The organism is Mesorhizobium kamtschaticum, from assembly GCF_056174585.1.
This window is the reverse complement of record NZ_CM149691.1, coordinates 4,988,372-5,009,402: the sequence shown is the minus strand read 5'-3', so window position 1 is coordinate 5,009,402 and position 21,031 is coordinate 4,988,372. Positions and strand designations below refer to the sequence as shown.

Annotated in this window: 29 protein-coding genes and 4 pseudogenes; 31 read left to right on the top strand and 2 right to left on the bottom strand. The window is 61.6% G+C overall.

The features are described 5' to 3' along the window. Nucleotides 1–27: 27 nt before the first annotated feature. Together AC0V7N_RS24855 and AC0V7N_RS24850 are read right to left on the bottom strand one after the other, a co-directional pair. Complete coding sequence (locus AC0V7N_RS24855; protein WP_475450915.1) at nt 28–1,140, bottom strand: PLP-dependent cysteine synthase family protein; 1,113 nt, start codon at nt 1,138–1,140, stop codon at nt 28–30. A 17-nt stretch (nt 1,141–1,157) separates the two neighbouring features. Next, nucleotides 1,158–1,439 carry a transcriptional regulator gene (locus tag AC0V7N_RS24850; protein WP_475450914.1) on the bottom strand — a complete coding sequence of 94 codons (282 nt, stop codon included), beginning with the start codon at nt 1,437–1,439 and terminating at the stop codon, nt 1,158–1,160. A 482-nt stretch (nt 1,440–1,921) separates the two neighbouring features. Here AC0V7N_RS24850 and rpsL point away from each other — a divergent pair, with 482 nt between their 5' ends. From rpsL to rplQ, 31 genes and pseudogenes are all read left to right on the top strand, one after another. Then, a complete protein-coding gene (gene rpsL / locus AC0V7N_RS24845; RefSeq protein ID WP_006333356.1) occupies nt 1,922–2,293 on the top strand; it encodes a 30S ribosomal protein S12 in 372 nt (123 codons plus the stop codon). 60 nt (nt 2,294–2,353) lie between these two features. Then, entirely contained in the window at nt 2,354–2,824 is a 471-nt protein-coding gene (gene rpsG, locus AC0V7N_RS24840) for a 30S ribosomal protein S7 (RefSeq protein ID WP_008875664.1), read from the top strand. A 29-nt stretch (nt 2,825–2,853) separates the two neighbouring features. Further along, nucleotides 2,854–4,944, top strand: a complete 2,091-nt coding sequence (fusA, locus tag AC0V7N_RS24835; RefSeq protein ID WP_464610642.1) for an elongation factor G — start codon at nt 2,854–2,856, stop codon at nt 4,942–4,944. Between the two features lie 65 nt (nt 4,945–5,009). Further along, the gene (gene tuf / locus AC0V7N_RS24830) at nt 5,010–6,185 is read left to right on the top strand and encodes an elongation factor Tu (RefSeq protein WP_023723394.1); all 1,176 of its coding nucleotides are present in this window, start codon (nt 5,010–5,012) and stop codon (nt 6,183–6,185) included. Between the two features lie 69 nt (nt 6,186–6,254). Continuing rightward, nucleotides 6,255–6,563, top strand: coding sequence for a 30S ribosomal protein S10 (gene rpsJ / locus AC0V7N_RS24825; protein ID WP_010909272.1), 309 nt, complete (start codon nt 6,255–6,257; stop codon nt 6,561–6,563). A 61-nt stretch (nt 6,564–6,624) separates the two neighbouring features. Beyond that, on the top strand, nt 6,625–7,338 hold the full coding sequence (rplC, locus tag AC0V7N_RS24820) for a 50S ribosomal protein L3 (protein ID WP_112395064.1): 714 nt from the start codon (nt 6,625–6,627) through the stop codon (nt 7,336–7,338). Continuing rightward, nucleotides 7,338–7,958: a 50S ribosomal protein L4 gene (rplD, locus tag AC0V7N_RS24815; protein WP_006333366.1), complete on the top strand. Its 621-nt coding sequence runs from the start codon at nt 7,338–7,340 to the stop codon at nt 7,956–7,958. The genes rplC and rplD overlap by 1 nt, the downstream gene beginning before the upstream one ends. Further along, nucleotides 7,955–8,248 (top strand): 50S ribosomal protein L23, encoded by a 294-nt coding sequence (locus AC0V7N_RS24810; RefSeq protein WP_010909275.1) that lies wholly within the window; start codon nt 7,955–7,957, stop codon nt 8,246–8,248. The genes rplD and AC0V7N_RS24810 overlap by 4 nt, the downstream gene beginning before the upstream one ends. 22 nt (nt 8,249–8,270) lie before the next feature. Then, nucleotides 8,271–9,104: a 50S ribosomal protein L2 gene (rplB, locus tag AC0V7N_RS24805; protein ID WP_172229142.1), complete on the top strand. Its 834-nt coding sequence runs from the start codon at nt 8,271–8,273 to the stop codon at nt 9,102–9,104. Nucleotides 9,105–9,120: 16 nt separating this feature from the next. Next, a complete protein-coding gene (gene rpsS / locus AC0V7N_RS24800; protein WP_027044977.1) occupies nt 9,121–9,399 on the top strand; it encodes a 30S ribosomal protein S19 in 279 nt (92 codons plus the stop codon). A 2-nt stretch (nt 9,400–9,401) separates the two neighbouring features. Further along, nucleotides 9,402–9,779: pseudogene (rplV, locus tag AC0V7N_RS24795) on the top strand (50S ribosomal protein L22); the annotation flags it as partial. Nucleotides 9,780–9,789: 10 nt separating this feature from the next. Then, nucleotides 9,790–10,515 carry a 30S ribosomal protein S3 gene (gene rpsC / locus AC0V7N_RS24790; RefSeq protein WP_023672753.1) on the top strand — a complete coding sequence of 242 codons (726 nt, stop codon included), beginning with the start codon at nt 9,790–9,792 and terminating at the stop codon, nt 10,513–10,515. Nucleotides 10,516–10,542: 27 nt separating this feature from the next. After that, the gene (rplP, locus tag AC0V7N_RS24785; protein WP_013531427.1) at nt 10,543–10,956 is read left to right on the top strand and encodes a 50S ribosomal protein L16; all 414 of its coding nucleotides are present in this window, start codon (nt 10,543–10,545) and stop codon (nt 10,954–10,956) included. Between the two features lie 12 nt (nt 10,957–10,968). Further along, nucleotides 10,969–11,169: a 50S ribosomal protein L29 gene (gene rpmC / locus AC0V7N_RS24780; RefSeq protein WP_475450913.1), complete on the top strand. Its 201-nt coding sequence runs from the start codon at nt 10,969–10,971 to the stop codon at nt 11,167–11,169. 11 nt (nt 11,170–11,180) lie between these two features. Continuing rightward, entirely contained in the window at nt 11,181–11,420 is a 240-nt protein-coding gene (gene rpsQ / locus AC0V7N_RS24775; protein ID WP_010909280.1) for a 30S ribosomal protein S17, read from the top strand. Nucleotides 11,421–11,491: 71 nt separating this feature from the next. Continuing rightward, nucleotides 11,492–11,859: pseudogene (gene rplN, locus AC0V7N_RS24770) on the top strand (50S ribosomal protein L14). Nucleotides 11,860–11,871: 12 nt separating this feature from the next. Beyond that, nucleotides 11,872–12,186, top strand: a complete 315-nt coding sequence (rplX, locus tag AC0V7N_RS24765) for a 50S ribosomal protein L24 (RefSeq protein ID WP_006205456.1) — start codon at nt 11,872–11,874, stop codon at nt 12,184–12,186. Beyond that, complete coding sequence (gene rplE, locus AC0V7N_RS24760) at nt 12,179–12,757, top strand: 50S ribosomal protein L5 (protein ID WP_172229140.1); 579 nt, start codon at nt 12,179–12,181, stop codon at nt 12,755–12,757. Before rplX ends, rplE begins: the two co-directional genes overlap by 8 nt. A gap of 27 nt (nt 12,758–12,784) precedes the next feature. Continuing rightward, nucleotides 12,785–13,090, top strand: a complete 306-nt coding sequence (gene rpsN, locus AC0V7N_RS24755; RefSeq protein ID WP_013895695.1) for a 30S ribosomal protein S14 — start codon at nt 12,785–12,787, stop codon at nt 13,088–13,090. Nucleotides 13,091–13,102: 12 nt separating this feature from the next. Then, nucleotides 13,103–13,501 carry a 30S ribosomal protein S8 gene (rpsH, locus tag AC0V7N_RS24750; RefSeq protein ID WP_006205453.1) on the top strand — a complete coding sequence of 133 codons (399 nt, stop codon included), beginning with the start codon at nt 13,103–13,105 and terminating at the stop codon, nt 13,499–13,501. An 89-nt stretch (nt 13,502–13,590) separates the two neighbouring features. Beyond that, nucleotides 13,591–14,124, top strand: coding sequence for a 50S ribosomal protein L6 (rplF, locus tag AC0V7N_RS24745; RefSeq protein WP_023682603.1), 534 nt, complete (start codon nt 13,591–13,593; stop codon nt 14,122–14,124). A gap of 138 nt (nt 14,125–14,262) precedes the next feature. Then, nucleotides 14,263–14,622, top strand: coding sequence for a 50S ribosomal protein L18 (gene rplR / locus AC0V7N_RS24740; protein WP_172229138.1), 360 nt, complete (start codon nt 14,263–14,265; stop codon nt 14,620–14,622). 80 nt (nt 14,623–14,702) lie between these two features. Next, complete coding sequence (gene rpsE, locus AC0V7N_RS24735; protein ID WP_006333394.1) at nt 14,703–15,266, top strand: 30S ribosomal protein S5; 564 nt, start codon at nt 14,703–14,705, stop codon at nt 15,264–15,266. 24 nt (nt 15,267–15,290) lie between these two features. Next, nucleotides 15,291–15,488, top strand: coding sequence for a 50S ribosomal protein L30 (gene rpmD / locus AC0V7N_RS24730; protein ID WP_006205449.1), 198 nt, complete (start codon nt 15,291–15,293; stop codon nt 15,486–15,488). A gap of 22 nt (nt 15,489–15,510) precedes the next feature. After that, a pseudogene (gene rplO / locus AC0V7N_RS24725) lies at nt 15,511–15,983 on the top strand (50S ribosomal protein L15). A gap of 193 nt (nt 15,984–16,176) precedes the next feature. Next, nucleotides 16,177–17,505 (top strand): annotated as a pseudogene (gene secY, locus AC0V7N_RS24720) (preprotein translocase subunit SecY); the annotation flags it as partial. A 6-nt stretch (nt 17,506–17,511) separates the two neighbouring features. Continuing rightward, nucleotides 17,512–18,108, top strand: coding sequence for an adenylate kinase (locus AC0V7N_RS24715; RefSeq protein ID WP_258583910.1), 597 nt, complete (start codon nt 17,512–17,514; stop codon nt 18,106–18,108). A gap of 200 nt (nt 18,109–18,308) precedes the next feature. Then, complete coding sequence (rpsM, locus tag AC0V7N_RS24710) at nt 18,309–18,677, top strand: 30S ribosomal protein S13 (RefSeq protein WP_006205445.1); 369 nt, start codon at nt 18,309–18,311, stop codon at nt 18,675–18,677. Between the two features lie 139 nt (nt 18,678–18,816). Next, nucleotides 18,817–19,206, top strand: coding sequence for a 30S ribosomal protein S11 (gene rpsK, locus AC0V7N_RS24705; protein ID WP_006205444.1), 390 nt, complete (start codon nt 18,817–18,819; stop codon nt 19,204–19,206). Nucleotides 19,207–19,308: 102 nt separating this feature from the next. Further along, the gene (locus AC0V7N_RS24700) at nt 19,309–20,319 is read left to right on the top strand and encodes a DNA-directed RNA polymerase subunit alpha (RefSeq protein WP_475450911.1); all 1,011 of its coding nucleotides are present in this window, start codon (nt 19,309–19,311) and stop codon (nt 20,317–20,319) included. A 104-nt stretch (nt 20,320–20,423) separates the two neighbouring features. After that, complete coding sequence (gene rplQ, locus AC0V7N_RS24695) at nt 20,424–20,855, top strand: 50S ribosomal protein L17 (RefSeq protein ID WP_258583909.1); 432 nt, start codon at nt 20,424–20,426, stop codon at nt 20,853–20,855. The last annotated feature ends 176 nt before the right edge of the window (nt 20,856–21,031 follow it).

Below are 21,031 nucleotides of genomic sequence, written 5' to 3'. Positions count from 1 at the left end.
GAAGCCGCCAAGTGGGAGCCAGAAAGCTCAGCCCCAGCTTTCCTCGAACTGCAGCGCCAGCTTTTCGCCCGCCAGAAAGGCTTCGATCGCAGGTTCGAAGGGCGAGGGGTCGAGGCCGTTGGCGGCCAGCCATTCGTCGGAATAATAAGTGTTGGCATAGCGGTCGCCGGAATCGCAGATCAGCGTCACCAGCGAACCGGTCTTGCCATGCTCGATCATGCGCGCGGCCTGAAAGCACATGGCTATGAAGTTGGTGCCGGTCGAGCCACCGACACGGCGGCCGAGTCGGCGCGACAACACCCGCATCGCCGCCAGCGATAACGCATCCGGTACCCTCAGCATGTGGTCGATCACGCCCGGCACGAAGGATGGCTCCATGCGCGGCCGACCGATGCCCTCGATTCGCGACGGCTGCTCGCAGCGACAATCGCGATCATGCGTGGCAAAGCCGTCAAAGAAAGCCGAGCGCTCGACGTCCACGACCGACAGCCGGGTCGCATGCCGCTTGTATCGCAGGTAGCGGCCGATCGTGGCCGTGGTGCCGCCAGTGCCGGCACTCATCACGATCCAGCTTGGGATCGGGTGCCGCTCCTCGCGCATCTGTCCGAAGATGGAATCGGCGATGTTGTTGTTGCCGCGCCAGTCGGTGGCCCGTTCGGCGTGAGTGAACTGATCCACGAAATGACCGCCGAGCCGTTCCGTGAGTTCGGCCGACTCGGCATAGATTCGCCTGCCGTCATCGATGAAATGACAGTTGCCGCCATAGTGTTCGATCGCGGCTATCTTCTCGCGCGAGGTCGAACGCGGCATCACCGCATAGAACGGCACGCCGATCATGCGGGCGAAATAGGCTTCCGACACCGCCGTCGAACCGGATGACGCCTCGATCACCGGCGAGCCTTCGCGGATGAGGCCATTGCACAGCCCATAGAGAAACAGTGAACGCGCCAGCCGGTGCTTCAGGCTGCCGGTCGGATGGGTGGATTCATCCTTGAGATAGAAGTCGATGCCAGCCAGCGCCGGCAGGTCGAGTTTCCAGAGGTGGGTGTCGGCCGAACGATGCTGATCGGCCTCGATCGCGGCGACCGCCCGGTCGGCCCATGCCCGGGATGCAGGTTCAACCGCTTTCGCTCCAGCCATTATCTATGCCCTTGGGTTCAGATCGGCACGTCGAAGGTGACGATCGACACTTCGCCTTCAAGCGCGCCCTGGAAAGCGGAAAGATGCGGCTCCTCGTCGGGCACGCCGTCCATATCGCCGATCTGGTCGAGCTCGGCCTCGGCGTAACCCTCCGCGGCAAGCGATTCGAGCGCGCGGCGCACTGCCGAATCGTCGTCGGGCGCAACCAGCATGACATGCACGCCCTCCACCTTGCCGCCCTTCCTCTTCCATACCCGGCCGGTGATGATGGTGACCGGGCGCTCCTCATTGTCGTTCACGGGCTAATTCCTGTTTTTGCCAAAGATACTGGGTGGGCGAGGGGATTTGGGCTGCTCATGGCGACTTTTCGCATGAAGCATGGCTTTGCAACAGTCGAACGCGGGTCACTTTCTTCCTTGCGCTTGCAAAACGGCGAAAGAAAATTACATGCGGTTTTCGCATAGCTGCCAAGCCCCGGCTTCGATGCAATATTTGCCACTCCGGGGTTGACGGTTCGCGGGCTTACGAGTAGAAGCCGCCCAGTCAGAACCGATGTGAGGCTCTCCCTTCCGAAGCGACACGCTTTGGAGTTTGCCTCAAACAGGGTTCGTTTTACGAGCGAAAAGACATTTCCGGCGTGCACGAAGCGGCTTCCGCTTCCTCTGCCATTTGTTCGGGCAAGACCGCGAGTCGCGGTTTATGGCCCGAATTTGCGTATGGAAATGACGCTTTGAGCGGCCCTGACCGGGCGAGACACGGAATTGAGAGACAAGAGGGTTTAATGCCTACCGTCAACCAGCTGATCCGCAAGCCGCGCATTGCGCCGGTGAAGCGCAACAAGGTCCCGGCCATGCAGCAGAACCCGCAGAAGCGGGGCGTCTGCACACGCGTCTATACAACGACGCCGAAGAAGCCGAACTCGGCGCTGCGCAAGGTGGCCAAGATCCGCCTGACCAATGGTTTTGAAGTGATCGGTTACATCCCCGGCGAAGGTCACAACCTTCAGGAACACTCCGTGGTCATGATCCGCGGCGGCCGCGTCAAGGATCTTCCGGGCGTTCGCTACCACATCATCCGCGGCGTGCTCGACACGCAGGGCGTGAAGAACCGCAAGCAGCGCCGTTCGAAGTACGGCGCCAAGCGTCCGAAGTAAGATTTTCCGGCCCGGGCGCTGCTTGAATGCGTCGGGCTATGAGATTGAGAGACAAAAGCCATGTCGCGTCGTCACAGTGCAGAAAAGCGTGAGATCAACCCGGACCCGAAGTTCGGCGATCTGATCGTTACCAAGTTCATGAATGCCGTCATGTATGACGGCAAGAAGTCGGTTGCCGAGACCATCGTCTACGGTGCGCTCGACCAGGTTCAGTCGAAGACCAAGCAGGAGCCGGTCACCGTCTTCCATCAGGCGCTCGACAATGTCGCGCCGCATGTGGAAGTCCGGTCGCGTCGCGTCGGCGGTGCCACCTACCAGGTTCCGGTCGACGTGCGCCCCGAGCGCCGTCAGGCGCTTGCCATTCGTTGGCTGATCGCTGCCGCCCGCAACCGCAACGAGACGACGATGGTCGACCGCCTGTCGGGCGAGCTGATGGACGCGGCCAACAACCGCGGCACCGCCGTCAAGAAGCGTGAAGACACCCACAAGATGGCTGAAGCCAACCGCGCTTTCGCGCACTACCGCTGGTAAAGCGCGAACGAGACTGAGAGGCAGCTACGATGGCCCGCGAATACAAAATCGAAGACTACCGCAATTTCGGTATCATGGCGCATATTGACGCCGGCAAGACGACGACCACCGAGCGCGTCCTCTATTACACGGGCAAGTCGCACAAGATCGGCGAAGTGCACGATGGCGCTGCCACCATGGATTGGATGGAGCAGGAGCAGGAGCGCGGCATCACCATCACGTCCGCCGCGACCACGACCTTCTGGAAGGGTCGTAGCGGCAAGATGTACCGCTTCAACATCATCGACACCCCCGGACACGTCGACTTCACCATCGAAGTCGAGCGTTCGCTGCGCGTTCTCGACGGCGCCATCGCGCTCCTCGATGCCAATGCCGGCGTCGAGCCGCAGACGGAAACCGTCTGGCGCCAGGCCGACAAGTATCGCGTTCCGCGCATGATCTTCTGCAACAAGATGGACAAGATCGGCGCCGACTTCTACCGCTCGGTCGAGATGATCGGTTCGCGCCTCGGTGCGCATGCCGTCGTCATGCAGCTGCCGATCGGCGCCGAGACCGAGTTCAAGGGCGTTGTCGACCTCGTCGAGATGAACGCGCTGGTCTGGCGCGACGAGACGCTGGGCGCTGCCTGGGACGTCGTCGAGATCCCGGCCGACCTTCAGGCTCGTGCGGAAGAATACCGCGAGAAGATGATCGAAGCCGCCGTCGAAATGGACGAGACGGCGCTTGAGAATTACCTCGAAGGCAAGATGCCGTCGAACGACGAGATCCGCGCGCTGATCCGTAAGGGCACCATCGCGGTCAAGTTCTACCCGATGTTCTGCGGCTCGGCCTTCAAGAACAAGGGCGTGCAGCCGCTGCTCGACGCCGTCGTCGAATATCTGCCTTCGCCGGCCGATGTTCCCGCCATCAAGGGTGTCGACGCCAAGACCGACGCTGACATCGAGCGTCACGCCGACGACAACGAGCCGCTGTCGATGCTCGCCTTCAAGATCATGAACGACCCGTTCGTCGGTTCGCTCACCTTTGCCCGCATCTATTCGGGCAAGCTCACCAAGGGCATCTCGGTCGACAACACCGTGAAGGGCAAGAAGGAGCGCATTGGCCGCATGCTGCAGATGCATGCGAACTCGCGCGCCGACGTCGAAGAGGCTTTTGCCGGCGACATCGTCGCTCTGGCCGGCCTCAAGGACACGACCACTGGCGATACGCTCAGCGATCCGCTGCACCCGGTCATCCTGGAGCGCATGGAATTCCCGGATCCGGTCATTCAGATCGCCATCGAGCCGAAGACCAAGAACGACCAGGAAAAGATGGGCCTCGCCCTTCACCGCCTGGCCGCCGAGGATCCGTCCTTCCGCGTCAAGACCGATGAGGAATCCGGCCAGACCATCATTTCCGGTATGGGCGAGCTCCACCTCGACATCATCGTCGACCGCATGCGTCGCGAGTTCAAGGTCGAGGCCAATGTCGGCGCTCCGCAGGTGGCTTATCGCGAGACGATCACCCGCAAGCACGAGCAGGACTACACGCACAAGAAGCAGACCGGCGGTACCGGTCAGTTCGCTCGCGTCAAGATCGTGTTCGAGCCGAATCCGGAAAGCAGCGAGTTCGAGTTCGAGACCAAGATCGTCGGCGGCGCCGTGCCGAAGGAATACATCCCCGGTGTCGAAAAGGGCATCAACAGCGTCATGACCTCGGGTCCGTTCGCGGGCTTCCCGATGATCGGCGTCAAGGCAACCCTGATCGATGGCGCTTACCACGACGTGGACTCGAGCGTTCTGGCCTTCGAAATCGCCGGCCGCGCCTGCTTCCGCGAAGCCGCGCCCAAGCTTGGCGTGCAGCTGCTCGAGCCGATCATGAAGGTCGAAGTCGTGACGCCGGAAGACTACGTCGGCAGCGTCATTGGTGACCTGAACGGCCGTCGTGGCCAGATCCAGGGCCAGGAAGCGCGTGGCGTGGCTGTCGTCATCAACGCGATGGTGCCGCTCGCCAACATGTTCAAGTACGTCGACAACCTGCGCTCGATGAGCCAGGGCCGTGCGGCCTACACGATGCAGTTCGATCACTACGAGCCTGTGCCGACCGCGGTCGCCCAGGAAGTTCAGAAGAAATACGCGTAACCCGAACGGGTTGCATCGGTAACTTAATTCAAGGCCCGTATGGGCGAGCAGATTGGAGACATCACATGGCAAAAGGTAAATTCGAGCGTAACAAGCCTCATGTGAACATCGGCACGATTGGTCACGTTGACCATGGCAAGACGTCGCTGACGGCGGCGATCACGAAGTATTTTGGCGAGTACAAGCGCTACGACCAGATCGATGCGGCGCCGGAAGAGAAGGCACGCGGCATCACCATCTCGACGGCTCACGTCGAATACGAGACGGCTGCCCGCCACTATGCCCACGTCGACTGCCCCGGCCACGCCGACTATGTGAAGAACATGATCACCGGTGCCGCGCAGATGGACGGCGCGATCCTGGTCGTGTCGGCCGCCGACGGCCCGATGCCGCAGACCCGCGAGCACATCCTGCTTGCCCGTCAGGTCGGCGTGCCGTCGATCGTGGTGTTCCTCAACAAGGTCGACCAGGTCGACGACGCCGAACTGCTCGAACTGGTCGAGCTCGAGGTTCGCGAGCTTCTGTCGAAGAACGAATTCCCCGGCGACGACATTCCGATCGTCAAGGGGTCGGCGCTCGCCGCTCTTGAAGATTCCAACAAGACGATCGGCGAAGACGCGATCCGCGAGCTGATGGCTGCGGTCGATGCCTACATCCCGACCCCGGTTCGTCCGCTCGACAAGCCGTTCCTGATGCCGATCGAAGACGTGTTCTCGATCTCGGGCCGCGGCACGGTCGTCACCGGCCGCGTCGAGCGCGGCATTGTCAAGGTTGGCGAGGAACTCGAGATCATCGGCATCCGTCCGACGACCAAGACGACCTGCACGGGCGTTGAAATGTTCCGCAAGCTGCTCGATCAGGGCCAGGCTGGCGACAACATCGGCGCGCTGCTGCGTGGCGTTGATCGTGAAGGTGTCGAGCGCGGCCAGGTTCTGGCCAAGCCGGGCACGGTGAAGCCGCACAAGAAGTTCGTGGCCGAAGCCTACATCCTGACCAAGGACGAAGGTGGCCGTCACACGCCGTTCTTCACCAACTACCGTCCGCAGTTCTACTTCCGCACGACGGATGTGACCGGCATCGTATCGCTGCCGGAAGGCACCGAGATGGTGATGCCTGGCGACAACATCACGGTCGATGTCGAGCTGATCGTTCCGATCGCCATGGAAGAGAAGCTGCGCTTCGCCATCCGTGAAGGCGGCCGCACCGTCGGTGCCGGCATCGTCGTCACCATCAAAGAGTAATTTGGACTTAAACCGATCTGTCGCGGGCGCGGAAGTTGCCCGCGCCGCGCCAGAACAAGGAAGTGACGCATGAACGGACAGAATATCCGCATCCGCCTGAAGGCGTTTGATCACCGCGTGCTCGACGCCTCGACGAAGGAAATCGTGTCGACGGCCAAGCGCACCGGTGCCAACGTCCGCGGCCCCATTCCGCTGCCGACGCGGATCGAAAAGTTTACGGTCAACCGGTCGCCTCACGTCGACAAGAAGAGCCGCGAGCAGTTCGAGATGCGCACGCACAAGCGTCTGCTCGACATCGTCGATCCGACCCCGCAGACCGTCGATGCTTTGATGAAGCTCGATCTGGCCGCCGGCGTCGACGTCGAGATCAAGCTCTAAGGGAATGAGAGCGCGGTAAGGGGCGGTGCCCCTGGCCCGGAACTCTAAAGGAATTGAACCGATGCGTTCAGGTGTGATTGCAAAGAAGGTGGGAATGACCCGCATCTACAACGATGCCGGGGAACATGTTCCCGTCACCGTTCTCCAGATGGAGAACTGCCAGGTCGTGGCGCAGCGCACGCAGGAGAAGAATGGCTACACCGCCGTTCAGCTCGGCGTTGGCCTCGCCAAGGTGAAGAACACGTCGAAGGCGATGCGCGGCCATTTCGCGACCGCTTCCGTCGAGCCGAAGGCGAAGGTCGCCGAGTTCCGCGTCTCCGCCGACAACATGATCGATGTCGGCGCCGAGATCACCGTCGAGCATTTCGTCGCCGGCCAGAAGGTCGATGTGACGGGCACGACGATTGGTAAGGGTTTCCAGGGCGTCATCAAGCGTCACCACATGGGTGGTGGCCGCGCGACGCACGGTAACTCGGTTTCGCACCGTACGCACGGTTCGACCGGCCAGCGCCAGGACCCGGGCAAGGTGTTCAAGGGCAAGCATATGGCTGGCCACATGGGCGACACCCGCGTCACCACACAGAATGTCGAGATCGTTTCGACCGACGCCGATCGCGGCCTGATCCTGATCCGCGGTGCGGTTCCCGGATCGAAGGGCGCCTGGATCCTGGTCCGCGATGCGGCCAAGGTGGCACTGCCGGCCAATGCGCCGAAGCCTGCCGCGATCCGCGCCGTTGCCAAGAACGAGGCTCCGGCCGCTGAGGGAGCAGAATAATGGATCTCAAGATCACAACGCTCGGCGGTAAAGACGCCGGCAAGGTGGAACTCTCCGAGGAGATTTTCGGCCTTGATCCGCGCGAGGACATCCTGCAGCGCGTCGTGCGCTGGCAGCTTGCCAAGAAGCAGCAGGGCACGCACAAGGCCAAGGGCCGCGCTGAAATCGCGCGTACCGGCGCCAAGATGTACAAGCAGAAGGGTACGGGCCGCGCCCGTCACCACTCGGCACGTGCTCCGCAGTTCCGCGGCGGCGGCAAGGCCCACGGCCCGGTCGTTCGCAGCCATGAGCATGAACTGCCCAAGAAGGTTCGTGCGCTTGGCCTCAAGCATGCTCTCTCGGCCAAGGCCAAGAGCGCGTCGATCATCATCATCGACGAGCTGAAGCTGACCGAGGCCAAGACGAAGGCGCTGATCGCGAATTTCGCGACGCTGGGCCTGACCAACGCCCTGGTGATTGGCGGCGCCGAGCTTGACAAGAACTTCAAGCTGGCAGCCACCAACATCCCCAACATCGACGTGCTGCCCATCCAGGGCATCAACGTCTACGACATTCTGCGCCGCGGCACGCTGGTCCTTTCGAAGGCCGCCGTCGAGGCTCTCGAGGAGCGCTTTAAATGACCGACCTTCGTCATTACGACGTGATCGTCTCGCCGGCGATCACCGAAAAGTCGACCATGGCCTCCGAGCAGAACCAGGTCGTCTTCAACGTCGCCAAGAAGGCGTCGAAGCCGGAAATCAAGGCCGCCGTTGAAGCGCTGTTTGGCGTCAAGGTGATGGCCGTGAACACGCTTGTCCGCAAGGGCAAGATCAAGCGCTTCCGCGGCACGATCGGCCGCCAGAGCGACGTCAAGAAGGCGATTGTGACGCTGGCCGACGGCCAGTCGATCGACGTCGCGACGGGTCTCTGAGCAAGACCGCGAGGACAGAACAATGGCACTGAAAAAATTCAACCCGGTAACGCCGAGCACCCGCCAGCTGGTCATCGTCGACCGCTCGGGCCTCTACAAGGGCAAGCCCGTCAAGGGTTTGACCGAGGGCCTGACCAAGTCGGGCGGCCGCAACAATCACGGTCGTATCACCGCCCGCTTCATCGGTGGTGGCCACAAGCGTTCGTACCGCATCATCGACTTCAAGCGTCGCAAGTTCGACGTTGTCGGCACGGTCGAGCGTATCGAGTATGATCCGAACCGCACCGCCTTCATCGCGCTGATCAAGTATGATGATGGTGAGCTGTCCTACATCATTGCTCCGCAGCGTTTGGCTCCTGGCGACAAGATCGTGGCCGGCGAGTCGGTCGACGTGAAGCCGGGCAACGCGATGCCGCTGGCCTCGATGCCGGTCGGCACCATCGTCCACAACATCGAGCTGAAGCCGGGCAAGGGCGCCCAGGTCGCTCGTTCGGCAGGCGGCTACGGCCAGCTGGTCGGTCGTGACCAGGGCATGGCGATCCTGCGCCTCAATTCGGGCGAGCAGCGTGTCGTTCACGGCTCCTGCATGGCCACTGTCGGTGCCGTGTCCAACCCGGACCATGGCAACATCAACGACGGCAAGGCCGGCCGCACGGTTTGGCGTGGCAAGCGTCCGCACAATCGCGGCGTGACCATGAACCCGGTTGACCACCCGCACGGCGGCGGCGAAGGCCGCACCTCCGGTGGTCGTCATCCGGTCAGCCCGTGGGGCAAGCCGACCAAGGGCAAGAAGACGCGGTCCAATAAGGCGACCGACAAGTTCATCCTGCGCTCGCGCCATCAGCGCAAGAGCTAAGAAGAGGTAACGCCAAGTGACTCGTTCTATTTGGAAAGGCCCCTTCATCGACGGCTACCTTCTCAAGAAGGTGGATAAGGTTCGTGAAGGTGGTCGCAATGAGGTGATCAAGATGTGGAGCCGTCGCTCCACCATCCTGCCGCAGTTCGTCGGCTTCACCTTCGGTGTCTATAACGGCCAGAAGCATGTTCCTGTTGCGGTCAACGAGGACATGGTCGGTCACAAGTTCGGTGAATTCGCTCCGACCCGGACCTATTACGGTCACGGCGCGGATAAGAAGGCGAAGAGGAAATAATCATGGGCAAGGCCAAAGCTCCGCGCAGGCTTGCTGATAACGAAGCGCGCGCCGTATTGCGCACGATCCGTATCAGCCCGCAGAAGCTGAACCTCGTTGCCGCGCTGATCCGCGGCAAGAAGGTCGCGACAGCGCTTTCCGACCTCGAATTCTCAGCCAAGCGGATTTCCGGCACGGTCAAGAAGACGCTGGAATCGGCGATTGCCAACGCGGAAAACAACCACGACCTGGACGTCGATGCGCTGATCGTGGCGGAAGCCTATGTCGGTAAGTCGATTGTCATGAAGCGGTTCCACGCTCGTGGCCGTGGTCGCGCCAGCCGTATCGAGAAGCCGTTCTCGCACCTCACGATCGTCGTTCGTGAAGTCGAAGAAAAGGGGAGGCCGCATAATGGGCCAGAAAGTCAATCCGATCGGTCTTCGCCTCGGCATCAACCGCACCTGGGATTCGCGCTGGTTCGCGAACACCGGCGAGTACGGCAAGCTGCTGCATGAGGACATCAAGATCCGCAAGTATCTTGAGAAGGAACTCAAGCAGGCCGCGATCTCCAAGGTCGTGATCGAGCGCCCGCACAAGAAGTGCCGCGTCACCATCCATGCCGCGCGCCCGGGTCTGATCATCGGCAAGAAGGGCGCCGACATCGAGAAGCTTCGCAAGAAGCTGATGGAGATGACGAAGTCCGAGACGCACCTCAACATCGTTGAAGTGCGCAAGCCGGAAATCGACGCGACCCTGGTCGCCCAGTCGATCGCCCAGCAGCTCGAGCGTCGTATTGCGTTCCGCCGCGCCATGAAGCGCGCCGTTCAGTCGGCGATGCGCCTCGGTGCCGAAGGCATCCGCATCAACTGCGCCGGCCGTCTTGGCGGCGCCGAGATCGCGCGCATGGAATGGTATCGTGAAGGCCGCGTGCCGCTGCATACGCTGCGCGCCGATGTCGACTACGGCACGGCTGAAGCGCATACTGCTTACGGTATCTGCGGCGTCAAGGTCTGGGTATTCAAGGGCGAGATCCTCGAGCACGATCCGATGGCTTCGGAGCGTCGCGCGACCGAGGGTGATGCTGCGCATGGCGGTGGTGGTGATCGCGAACGCGGTCGTCGTCGCGAAAACGCCTGAGACATTTAGGAATTTGGAGTTAGAACGATGCTGCAGCCAAAGCGCACAAAGTTCCGCAAGCAGTTCAAGGGCCGTATCCATGGTACCGCAAAGGGCGGCACCAACCTGGATTTCGGTGGTTTCGGGCTGAAGGCGCTTGAGCCGAACCGCGTCACCGCGCGTGAGATCGAGGCGGCCCGCCGCGCGATCACTCGTGAAATGAAGCGTGCCGGCCGCGTCTGGATCCGTATTTTCCCAGACGTGCCGGTCACCTCGAAGCCGACCGAAGTGCGCATGGGCAAGGGCAAGGGCGCGGTCGACTACTGGGCGGCGCGCGTCAAGCCGGGCCGCATCATGTTCGAGATCGACGGCGTCAATGAAGAAACCGCCCGTGAGGCGCTGCGTCTCGGCGCGGCCAAGCTCTCGGTCAAGACGCGCTTCGTACAGCGCATCGCAGAATAGGACGGGCTGATCATGAAAGCCGAAGACATCCGGACCAAGACCCAGGATCAGCTGACCGACGACCTGGCCAGCCTGAAGAAGGAGCAGTTCAACCTGCGCTTCCAGAAGGCCACCGGCCAGCTTGAGAAGACCGCGCGCGTGAGACAGGTCCGTAAGGACATTGCGCGCATCAGGACCATCGCTGCGGAAAAGTCCGCGGCTAAGAAGGCTTAAGGACGAAAACCATGCCAAAGCGCATTCTGCAGGGCACCGTCGTCAGCGACAAGAACGAGAAGACGGTTGTCGTCAAGGTCGAACGGCGCTTCACGCATCCCGTGATGAAGAAGACCGTGCGCATGACCAAGAAGTACAAGGCGCACGACGAGAACAACGCCCACAAGGTGGGCGATCAGGTGTTCATCCAGGAATCGAAGCCGATTTCCAAGGACAAGCGCTGGATCGTCGTGTCTTCGGACCAGGCGTAAACAAACGAATTTTGGACAGACCGGGGAGGGGCTTGAGCCCGTCCCGTTAGAAAAGAAGAAGGCGGCCAGTCATGATTCAGATGCAAACAAACCTCGACGTGGCGGATAATTCCGGCGCGCGTCGTGTCATGTGCATCAAGGTGCTGGGCGGCTCGAAGCGGAAATACGCTTCCGTGGGCGACATCATCGTGGTGTCCATCAAGGAAGCCATTCCGCGCGGCCGCGTTAAGAAGGGCGATGTGATGAAGGCGGTCGTGGTTCGCACGGCCAAGGACATCCGCCGCCCGGACGGCAGCGTGATCCGTTTCGACAAGAACGCGGCCGTTCTCGTCGACAACAAGAAGAGCCGATCGGCACGCGTATCTTCGGACCGGTTCCGCGCGAACTTCGCGCCAAGAACCACATGAAGATCATCTCGCTCGCGCCTGAAGTGCTGTAAGGAGCCGGACCAATGCAAAAGATTAGAAAAGGCGACAAGGTCGTCGTGCTGGCCGGCAAGGACAAGGGCCGTTCGGGCGAAGTCCTGTCGGTTCAGCCGAAGGATGACACCGCGCTGGTGCGCGGCGTCAACATGATCCGTCGTCACCAGAAGCAGTCCCAGTCCCAAGAGGGCGGGATCATCACCAAGGAAGCGCCGATCCAGCTGTCGAACATCGCGCTGGCCGACCCCAAGGATGGCAAGCCGACCCGCGTCGGTTTCATCTTCCAGAAGGACGGCAAGAAGGTGCGCGTCGCCAAGCGCTCGGGAGAAGTCATCAATGGCTAAGTCTCAAACCAAGCAGGCGACTGCAACCAACACGCCGCGCCTCAAGCAGGTCTACAATGAGACCATCCGCAAGGCGCTGCAGGAGCAGTTCGGCTACGACAACGACATGCAGGTTCCGCGCCTCGACAAGATCGTGCTGAACATGGGTGTCGGCGAAGCCACCGCCGATTCCAAGAAGCCTTCGGTTGCGGCCGAAGACCTGGCGATGATCGCCGGCCAGAAGGCCGTCGTCACCCGCGCCCGCAATTCGATCGCAGGCTTCAAGGTCCGCGAGAACATGCCGATCGGCGCCAAGGTCACGCTGCGCAAGGAACGTATGTACGAGTTCCTCGACCGCCTCGTGAACATCGCGCTGCCACGCGTCCGCGACTTTCGCGGACTGAACCCCAAGAGCTTCGATGGCCGTGGCAACTACGCCATGGGCATCAAGGAGCACATCGTGTTCCCGGAGATCAACTACGACAAGGTTGATCAGATCTGGGGCATGGACGTCATCGTTTGTACGACTGCGAAGACGGACGACGAAGCCCGGGCATTGCTCAAGGCTTTCAACTTCCCCTTCCGCCAGTAACGGCAGCGAGAAAAGGAAAAATCTGAAATGGCAAAGACCAGCTCAGTCGAGAAGAACAACAGGCGCCGCAAGCTTGCCGACCAGTACGGTCCCAAGCGCGCTGCCCTGAAGGCGATCATCATGGATCAGTCCAAGCCGATGGAAGAGCGCTTTCGCGCTCAGCTCAAGCTTGCCGCCATGCCGCGCAACTCGGCCAAGATCCGCATCCGCAACCGCTGCGAAGTCACCGGCCGCCCGCGTGCCTACTATCGCAAGCTCAAAGTATCGCGCATCGCGCTTCGTGATCTCGGCAACAACGGCCAGATCCCGGGCCTGGTCAAGTCGAGCTGGTAAGGAGGACATAACATGTCATTGAGCGATCCTCTCGGCGATATGCTGACCCGCATCCGCAACGCCTACGGCCGCAAGAAGTCGAGTGTCTCGACGCCGGCTTCGCGTCTGCGCACCCGCGTCCTCGACGTGCTGAAGGCTGAAGGCTATATCCGCGACTACAGCCAGACCGACTTCGATAACGGCAAGTCCGAAATCGAAATCGAGCTGAAGTATTTCGACGGTGCGCCGGTCGTGCGCGAAATCGCCCGCGTCTCGAAGCCGGGCCGCCGCGTTTACGTCTCGGCCAAGTCGATCCCGCACGTCGCCAACGGCCTCGGCATCGCCATCCTTTCGACGCCGAAGGGCGTGATGGCCGATCACGAAGCACGCGAACAGAACGTCGGCGGCGAGATCCTCTGCCAGATCTTCTGATCTGGCAGCTGACCCGCAAAGTGGAATCCGGTCTTCGGATCGTTCCGAAGACAGAGACCTGAAACAAGAGAAGTGACGAGGACAACAAAATGTCTCGTATTGGAAAGAAACCCGTTTCGCTGCCGCAGGGCGTGACCGCGACCGTCAACGGCCAGACCGTGACGGCGAAGGGCCCCAAGGGCGAGCTGAAGTTCGTGGTGAACGACGAAGTCCTGGTCAAGATGGAAGGCAGCGAGATCGCTGTCCAGCCGCGCGACCAGACCAAGACCGCTCGCTCCAAGTGGGGCATGTCGCGCACGCAGATCGTCAACATCCTGCAGGGCGTGAAGGACGGCTTTGAGAAGAAGCTCGAGATCACCGGCGTCGGCTATCGTGCGGCACTTCAGGGCAAGAACCTGCAGCTGGCACTTGGCTTTAGCCATGACGTCGTCTACGAGACGCCGGCCGGCATCACCATCACGGTGCCGAAGCCGACGGAAATCACCGTGACCGGCATCGACAAGCAGCAGGTTGGCCAGGTGGCTGCCGAGATCCGCGAATACCGCGGCCCCGAGCCCTACAAGGGCAAGGGCGTCCGTTACGCTGGCGAGAAGATCGTCCGCAAGGAAGGCAAGAAGAAGTAGTGGGCATGGTCCCGAAAAGTTGCAGACTTTTCGGAAAGGGCCAAGCCAAATAAGTGCAACGCCGCGGGGAGCGGTCGCGGGAGGCGCTTTCGCCTACCGCATATGGCGGCCCCCGTTTTTTGAAGGCAAGGAACTATCATGGCTAGCAAAGAATCCATCCAGCGCCGCGCGCAGCGCGTCCGCCGTCAGATCAAGAAAGTCGCCGGCGAGCGTCCGCGTCTCTCGGTTCACCGCACGTCGAAGAACATCTACGTTCAGGTCATCGACGACGCCAAGGGCCACACCATCGCCGCCGCTTCGACGCTTGAGAAGGACCTCAAGGGTTCGCTGAAGACCGGCGCCGACACCGCGGCTGCGGCTGCGATCGGCAAGCTGATCGCCGAGCGCGCCACCAAGGCCGGCGTCAAGGAAGTCGTCTTCGATCGCGGCGCCTACATCTATCACGGCCGCGTCAAGGCGCTGGCAGAAGCCGCTCGCGAAGGCGGTCTCAGCTTCTAAGAACTTTCGCCCCCGGTGACCCACAGAGGCGCCGGATCTTATCATCAACCGTGCTTCCGGAAAAAAACAAGGAACAGGATATGGCACAGGAACGTAGGGATGGCGGCCGCGGCCGCGATCGTGAAGAACGCGATGACGGCATGGTGGACAAGCTCGTCCACATCAACCGCGTCGCCAAGGTCGTCAAGGGCGGCCGTCGCTTTGGTTTTGCAGCACTCGTCGTCGTCGGCGACCAGAAGGGTCGCGTCGGCTTCGGTCATGGCAAGGCACGCGAAGTGCCGGAAGCCATCCGCAAGGCAACCGAATCGGCAAAGCGCGACATGATCTTCGTGCCGCTGCGCTCGGGTCGTACGCTGCATCATGACGTCGAGGGACGTTGGGGTGCCGGACGCGTTCTGCTGCGCGCTGCCAAGCAGGGTACCGGCATCATCGCCGGCGGCCCGATGCGCGCTGTCTTCGAGACGCTCGGCATGCATGACGTGGTCGCCAAGTCGATGGGTTCGTCGAACCCCTACAACATGGTTCGCGCCACTTTCGACGCGCTGAAGAGCCAGATGCATCCCAAGGATGTGGCTGCTGCGCGCGGCATCAAGTATTCGACCCTTCAGGCCCGCCGCGGCACCGCCGTTGCGGCTGAAGAATAGTCGATCTGACCAGGGATTTTGACCATGGCCAAGAAAGCAACCAAGACCATCACCGTTGAGCAGATCGGTTCGCCGATCCGCCGCCCGAAGGAACAGCGCGCGACGCTGGTCGGCCTCGGCCTCAACAAGATGCACAAGCAGCGCACGCTGGAAGATACGCCTTCCGTGCGCGGCATGATCGCCGCCGTTCAGCATCTCGTCCGCGTCGTGGACGAGGGCTGAGCCAAAGCGCAGGAGAACTCAGATGAAACTCAACGATCTGCGTGACAAGGACGGCGCGACGCACTCCAAGAAGCGTCTCGGCCGTGGCATCGGTTCCGGCTCCGGCAAGACCGCCGGTCGCGGCGTCAAGGGCCAGAAGGCGCGCTCCGGCGTCGCCATCAACGGCTTCGAGGGTGGCCAGATGCCGCTCTACAGGCGCCTGCCGAAGCGTGGCTTCAACAACATCTTCGCCAAGAGCTTCACTGTCGTGTCGCTGGCCCGTATCCAGGTCGCCATCGACGCCAAGAAGCTCGACGCCAAGGCTACCGTGACGGCTGAATCGCCGTTGCCGCCGGCGTCATTCGCCGCGTCAAGGACGGCGTTCGCATCCTCTCGGACGGTGAGATCAAGGCAAAGCTCGCCTTCGACGTCGCCGGTGCCTCCAAGGCCGCGATCGAGAAGATCGAAAAGGCCGGCGGCTCGGTCAAGTTGCCGGAAAAGGCAGCTGCCGAGTAACGGCAATTTGAAGCGCGATCGGCAAGAATGGGATCCCGTTTTTGCTCACGATTGTGCTTTGATCTGCTAATTAAGCGGCCGCGTCAACGCGGCCGCTTGCATGTTTAGAGCCCGGAGCTTATCTCGTGGGCTTCGGTGAAACGCGCCGCCTGACCTCACGGGCCATCAAGCGTTACCAAGCGGAGAATCAGGCATGGCTTCGGCTGCTGAACAACTAGCCTCGAATCTGAATTTCTCGGCCTTCGCCAAGGCGGAGGACCTGAAGAAACGCATCTGGTTCACGATCGGCGCTTTGCTCGTCTATCGCCTCGGCACCTACATTCCGCTTCCCGGCATCAACCCCGATGCCTTTGCCCAGGCCTTCTCCTCGCAGAGCAAGGGCGTGCTCGGCATGTTCAACATGTTCGCCGGCGGCGCCGTGCAGCGCATGGCGATCTTCGCGCTCGGCATCATGCCTTACATCTCCGCCTCCATCATCATGCAGCTGATGACGTCTGTCATCCCGTCGCTGGAAGCGCTGAAGAAGGAAGGCGAACAGGGCCGCAAGGTCATCAACCAGTACACGCGCTACGGCACCGTGCTTCTGGCATTGGTGCAGGCCTACGGCATTTCGGTGGGTCTCGAGAACGGCCACGGCATCGTCAATGATCCCGGCATGTTCTTCCGCCTCTCGACCGTCGTCACGCTGGTTGGCGGCACCATGTTCCTGATGTGGCTTGGCGAGCAGATCACCGCGCGCGGCATCGGCAACGGCATTTCGCTGATCATCTTCTCCGGCATCGTCGCCGGCCTGCCGCGCGCCATCTCCGGCACGCTGGAACTCGGCCGCACCGGCGCCTTGTCGACCGGTCTGATCCTGGCGATCATCGTTCTGGCCATCGTCGTCATCGCGCTCATCGTGTTCTTCGAGCGCGCCCAGCGCCGCCTGCTGATCCAGTATCCGAAGCGCCAGGTCGGCAACCGCATGTTCCAGGGCGACACCTCGCATTTGCCGCTGAAGCTCAACACATCGGGCGTCATCCCGCCGATCTTCGCGTCGTCGCTGCTTCTGCTGCCGGCCACCGTTGCCGGTTTCTCGCAGACGACCAACATGCCGGCCTGGGCGAGCACCATCCTGGCCTCGCTTGGCCACGGCCAGCCGCTCTACATGCTGTTTTATGCGGCGATGATCGTGTTTTTCGCCTTCTTCTACACTGCGATTGTCTTCAACCCGAAGGACACCGCCGACCAGCTCAAGAAGCATTCGGGCTTCATCCCGGGCTATCGTCCGGGCGAGCGCACCGCCGATTATATCGATTACGTTCTCACCCGCATCACCGTCGTCGGCGCCATCTATCTGGTGCTGGTGTGCCTGCTGCCGGAGTTCCTGATCTCGGCGACTGGCGTACCATTCTACCTTGGTGGCACATCGCTTCTGATCGTGGTCAGTGTCACGCTCGATACGGTTGCGCAGATTCAGGGCCACCTGATCGCGCACCAGTATGAAGGCCTGATCAAGAAGTCGAAGCTGCGCGGGGGAGAAAGCCAGATGAGGTTGATTTTGCTTGGGCCGCCAGGGGCGGGCAAGGGGACACAAGCACAAAGACTGGTAGACAAATACGGCATACCCCAGCTTTCGACGGGCGACATGCTGCGTGCCGCCGTTCAGGCCGGGTCCGAAGTCGGCAAGCGTGCCAAGGCGGTGATGGATGCCGGTGAGCTGGTGTCCGACGCCATCGTCAACGCCATCGTCGCCGAGCGGATCGACCAGGCCGATTGCGCCGGAGGTTTCATTCTCGACGGCTACCCGCGCACGCTGGTGCAGGCCGATGCGGTTGAATCGATGCTCTCGGAGCGTGGCATCAGCCTCGACACGGTCATCGAACTGGTCGTCGACGACAGGGCCCTGGTCGGCCGCATCGTCAAGCGTGCCGAGGATGCCAAGGCGGCCGGCCAGCCGGTGCGCAAGGATGACAATCCTGCGGTGTTCGAAGAGCGCCTGCGCGAGTACTACAAGAAGACCGCTCCGCTGACCGGCTACTACTACGCCAAAGGCAGGCTCAAGACTGTCGACGGCATGGCCAGCATCGACGCGGTGACCGCCGAGATCGAAGCCGTGCTCGCGGCGGCTGCAAAGGCGCGGTAAGGGAATCTAAAGATTAAGCTTGACGGGGACAGTTCGCTGCGGTATGGCGGCCCGTCTTCCTATCAGATGCACACTTTGCTTGTCCGCAAGGGCAAGGCAGTCGCTTTGAACTGGAAACTCCCGCAAGGGCCGGCCTCCACCGGACGCGGGGCAATCTGAATAACGCCGGCTTGTCCGGCCCACATGGAGAAGAGAAGAACATGGCTCGTATAGCCGGCGTCAATATTCCGACCAACAAGCGCGTCGTCATTGCGCTTCAGTACATTCACGGCATTGGCAAGAAGTTCGCCCAGGAGATCGTCGACAAGGTCGGCATCCCGGCCGAGCGCCGCGTCAACCAGCTGACCGACGCGGAAGTCTTGCAGATCCGCGAGACCATCGACCGCGACTACCAGGTCGAAGGCGACCTGCGCCGCGAAGTCTCGATGAACATCAAGCGGCTCATGGACCTCGGCTGCTATCGCGGTCTGCGTCACCGCCGCTCGCTGCCGGTTCGCGGCCAGCGCACGCACACCAATGCGCGTACCCGCAAGGGCCCGGCCAAGTCGATCGCCGGCAAGAAGAAGTAATTTAGGGCAGTAAGGGAGTAGGGCAGTAAGGCAATAGGAACGGCAGACATACTGCCCTACTGCCATATTCCCCCACTGCCTTCTCCCTGGTGGAGCCGCTGGCATTACGGCGGTGTAGAGATCAACTGAAAGGACTATCATGGCCAAGGAAGCCGCTCGTGTTCGCCGTCGCGAACGCAAGAATATCTCGTCGGGCGTTGCCCACGTCAATTCGACCTTCAACAACACGATGATCACCATCACCGACGCGCAGGGCAATTCGATTGCCTGGTCGTCGGCCGGTGCCCAGGGCTTCAAGGGTTCGCGCAAGTCGACCCCGTTCGCCGCCCAGATGGCTGCCGAGGACGTTGCCAAGAAGGCCCAGGAACACGGCATGCGCATGCTCGAAGTCGAGGTCTGCGGACCCGGCTCCGGTCGTGAATCGGCTTTGCGCGCCCTGCAGGCGGCCGGCTTCACCATCACCTCGATCCGTGATGTGACGCCGATCCCGCACAATGGATGCCGCCCGCGCAAGAAGCGCCGCGTCTAAGAAATTACCGAACGCCGCGCGAACGCCGAAAGGCGTTCCTCCGCGGTATTCCAGGTCGCCCGCCACGATTGGATGGTGGCGGGTCAACGGAAGGAAAGCATCATGATCCAGAAAAATTGGCAGGAACTGATCAAGCCGAACAAGATCGAGTTCTCGTCGAAGAAGAAGACTCTGACCACGCTGGTCGCCGAGCCGCTCGAGCGCGGCTTTGGCCTCACGCTTGGCAACGCGCTGCGCCGCGTGCTTCTGTCTTCGCTGCGCGGTGCGGCCGTCACCGCCGTGCAGATCGACGGCGTCCTGCATGAATTCTCGTCCATCGCCGGTGTGCGCGAGGACGTGACCGACATCGTTCTGAACATCAAGGAAATCGCCATCCGTATGGAAGGCGACGGCCCCAAGCGCATGGTCGTTCGCAAGCAGGGCCCGGGCGCGGTTCTCTCCGGCGACATCCAGACGGTTGGCGACGTCGAGATCCTCAATCCCGACCACGTCATCTGCACGCTCGACGAAGGCGCTGAAATCCGCATGGAATTCACCGTCGACACCGGCAAGGGTTATGTGCCGGCCGAGCGCAACCGCGCCGAGGACGCGCCGATCGGCCTGATCCCGGTCGACAGCCTCTACTCGCCGGTCAAGAAGGTCTCCTACAAGGTCGAAAACACCCGCGAGGGCCAGGTTCTCGACTATGACAAGCTGACCATGACCATCGAGACCGACGGTTCGATCTCGGGCGAAGACGCGGTGGCTTTCGCCGCCCGCATCCTGCAGGACCAGCTCGGCCTGTTCGTCAACTTCGACGAGCCGCAGAAGGAAGTCGCTGCCGAAGCCGTCACAGAGCTCGCCTTCAACCCGGCGCTGCTCAAGAAGGTCGACGAACTCGAGCTTTCGGTGCGTTCGGCCAACTGCCTGAAGAACGACAACATCGTCTACATCGGCGATCTCATTCAGAAGACCGAAGCCGAGATGCTGCGCACCCCGAACTTCGGCCGCAAGTCGCTGAACGAGATCAAGGAAGTCCTGGCGGCGATGGGCCTGCACCTCGGCATGGAAGTGCCGGACTGGCCGCCGGAAAACATCGAAGACCTCGCCAAGCGTTACGAAGATCAATATTGAGCATGAATTCCAAGGATCGGCGGCGTGGGCCGCTCGATCCGACGGTCATGCGGAAAACCATCAGGGGCCGCGGCCTCTTGACCAACTGAAGAAGGAAAAGAGCCATGCGCCACGGTTTCAAAGGCCGCCGCTTCGCCCGAAGCATTAGCCATCGCAAGTCGATGTTCGCCAACCTCGCCGTGTCGCTGCTCGAGCACGAGCAGATCGTCACCACCTTGCCGAAGGCCAAGGACCTGCGTCCGATCGTCGAGAAGCTGGTGACGCTCGGCAAGCGCGGTGACCTGCACGCCCGCCGCCAGGTCATTGCCCAGATCGGCAATGAAGGCGTCGTCAAGCGCCTGTTCGACACCATCGCGCCGCGCTACGCCAACCGCAACGGCGGCTACCTGCGCATCATGAAGGCGGGCTTCCGTCACGGCGACAATGCCGCGATGGCCGTCATCGAGTTCGTCGATCGCGACACTTCGGCCAAGGGCGCCGGCGATCGCGCCCGCATCGAAGCCGAAGGCACCGAAGCGGACGCCGCTGCCGCATAAGGCTTCGTCTTTCCGAAATGAATTAAAGGGGCCTGCGGGCCCCTTTTTCATGTTCTGCGCGTTCCTATGCGTGTCTTAAACGATCTGCCGACGCGAAAATAATCGGATTTCAGCGGCTTAGCCTTTCATTTTGCACAATCGTCGGGACAATGCGCCCGAACTTGCCTTGGAGGATT

Excerpts from the sequence above, each read along its gene's own strand:
- AC0V7N_RS24855 (WP_475450915.1), bottom strand. The coding sequence starts at position 1,140 with ATGGCTGGAGCGAAAGCGGTTGAACCTGCATCCCGGGCATGGGCCGAC.
- rpsL (WP_006333356.1), top strand. The coding sequence starts at position 1,922 with ATGCCTACCGTCAACCAGCTGATCCGCAAGCCGCGCATTGCGCCGGTG.
- rpsG (WP_008875664.1), top strand. The coding sequence starts at position 2,354 with ATGTCGCGTCGTCACAGTGCAGAAAAGCGTGAGATCAACCCGGACCCG.
- fusA (WP_464610642.1), top strand. The coding sequence starts at position 2,854 with ATGGCCCGCGAATACAAAATCGAAGACTACCGCAATTTCGGTATCATG.
- tuf (WP_023723394.1), top strand. The coding sequence starts at position 5,010 with ATGGCAAAAGGTAAATTCGAGCGTAACAAGCCTCATGTGAACATCGGC.
- rpsJ (WP_010909272.1), top strand. The coding sequence starts at position 6,255 with ATGAACGGACAGAATATCCGCATCCGCCTGAAGGCGTTTGATCACCGC.
- rplC (WP_112395064.1), top strand. The coding sequence starts at position 6,625 with ATGCGTTCAGGTGTGATTGCAAAGAAGGTGGGAATGACCCGCATCTAC.
- rplD (WP_006333366.1), top strand. The coding sequence starts at position 7,338 with ATGGATCTCAAGATCACAACGCTCGGCGGTAAAGACGCCGGCAAGGTG.
- AC0V7N_RS24810 (WP_010909275.1), top strand. The coding sequence starts at position 7,955 with ATGACCGACCTTCGTCATTACGACGTGATCGTCTCGCCGGCGATCACC.
- rplB (WP_172229142.1), top strand. The coding sequence starts at position 8,271 with ATGGCACTGAAAAAATTCAACCCGGTAACGCCGAGCACCCGCCAGCTG.
- rpsC (WP_023672753.1), top strand. The coding sequence starts at position 9,790 with ATGGGCCAGAAAGTCAATCCGATCGGTCTTCGCCTCGGCATCAACCGC.
- rplP (WP_013531427.1), top strand. The coding sequence starts at position 10,543 with ATGCTGCAGCCAAAGCGCACAAAGTTCCGCAAGCAGTTCAAGGGCCGT.
- rpmC (WP_475450913.1), top strand. The coding sequence starts at position 10,969 with ATGAAAGCCGAAGACATCCGGACCAAGACCCAGGATCAGCTGACCGAC.
- rpsQ (WP_010909280.1), top strand. The coding sequence starts at position 11,181 with ATGCCAAAGCGCATTCTGCAGGGCACCGTCGTCAGCGACAAGAACGAG.
- rplX (WP_006205456.1), top strand. The coding sequence starts at position 11,872 with ATGCAAAAGATTAGAAAAGGCGACAAGGTCGTCGTGCTGGCCGGCAAG.
- rplE (WP_172229140.1), top strand. The coding sequence starts at position 12,179 with ATGGCTAAGTCTCAAACCAAGCAGGCGACTGCAACCAACACGCCGCGC.
- rpsN (WP_013895695.1), top strand. The coding sequence starts at position 12,785 with ATGGCAAAGACCAGCTCAGTCGAGAAGAACAACAGGCGCCGCAAGCTT.
- rpsH (WP_006205453.1), top strand. The coding sequence starts at position 13,103 with ATGTCATTGAGCGATCCTCTCGGCGATATGCTGACCCGCATCCGCAAC.
- rplF (WP_023682603.1), top strand. The coding sequence starts at position 13,591 with ATGTCTCGTATTGGAAAGAAACCCGTTTCGCTGCCGCAGGGCGTGACC.
- rplR (WP_172229138.1), top strand. The coding sequence starts at position 14,263 with ATGGCTAGCAAAGAATCCATCCAGCGCCGCGCGCAGCGCGTCCGCCGT.
- rpsE (WP_006333394.1), top strand. The coding sequence starts at position 14,703 with ATGGCACAGGAACGTAGGGATGGCGGCCGCGGCCGCGATCGTGAAGAA.
- rpmD (WP_006205449.1), top strand. The coding sequence starts at position 15,291 with ATGGCCAAGAAAGCAACCAAGACCATCACCGTTGAGCAGATCGGTTCG.
- AC0V7N_RS24715 (WP_258583910.1), top strand. The coding sequence starts at position 17,512 with ATGAGGTTGATTTTGCTTGGGCCGCCAGGGGCGGGCAAGGGGACACAA.
- rpsM (WP_006205445.1), top strand. The coding sequence starts at position 18,309 with ATGGCTCGTATAGCCGGCGTCAATATTCCGACCAACAAGCGCGTCGTC.
- rpsK (WP_006205444.1), top strand. The coding sequence starts at position 18,817 with ATGGCCAAGGAAGCCGCTCGTGTTCGCCGTCGCGAACGCAAGAATATC.
- AC0V7N_RS24700 (WP_475450911.1), top strand. The coding sequence starts at position 19,309 with ATGATCCAGAAAAATTGGCAGGAACTGATCAAGCCGAACAAGATCGAG.
- rplQ (WP_258583909.1), top strand. The coding sequence starts at position 20,424 with ATGCGCCACGGTTTCAAAGGCCGCCGCTTCGCCCGAAGCATTAGCCAT.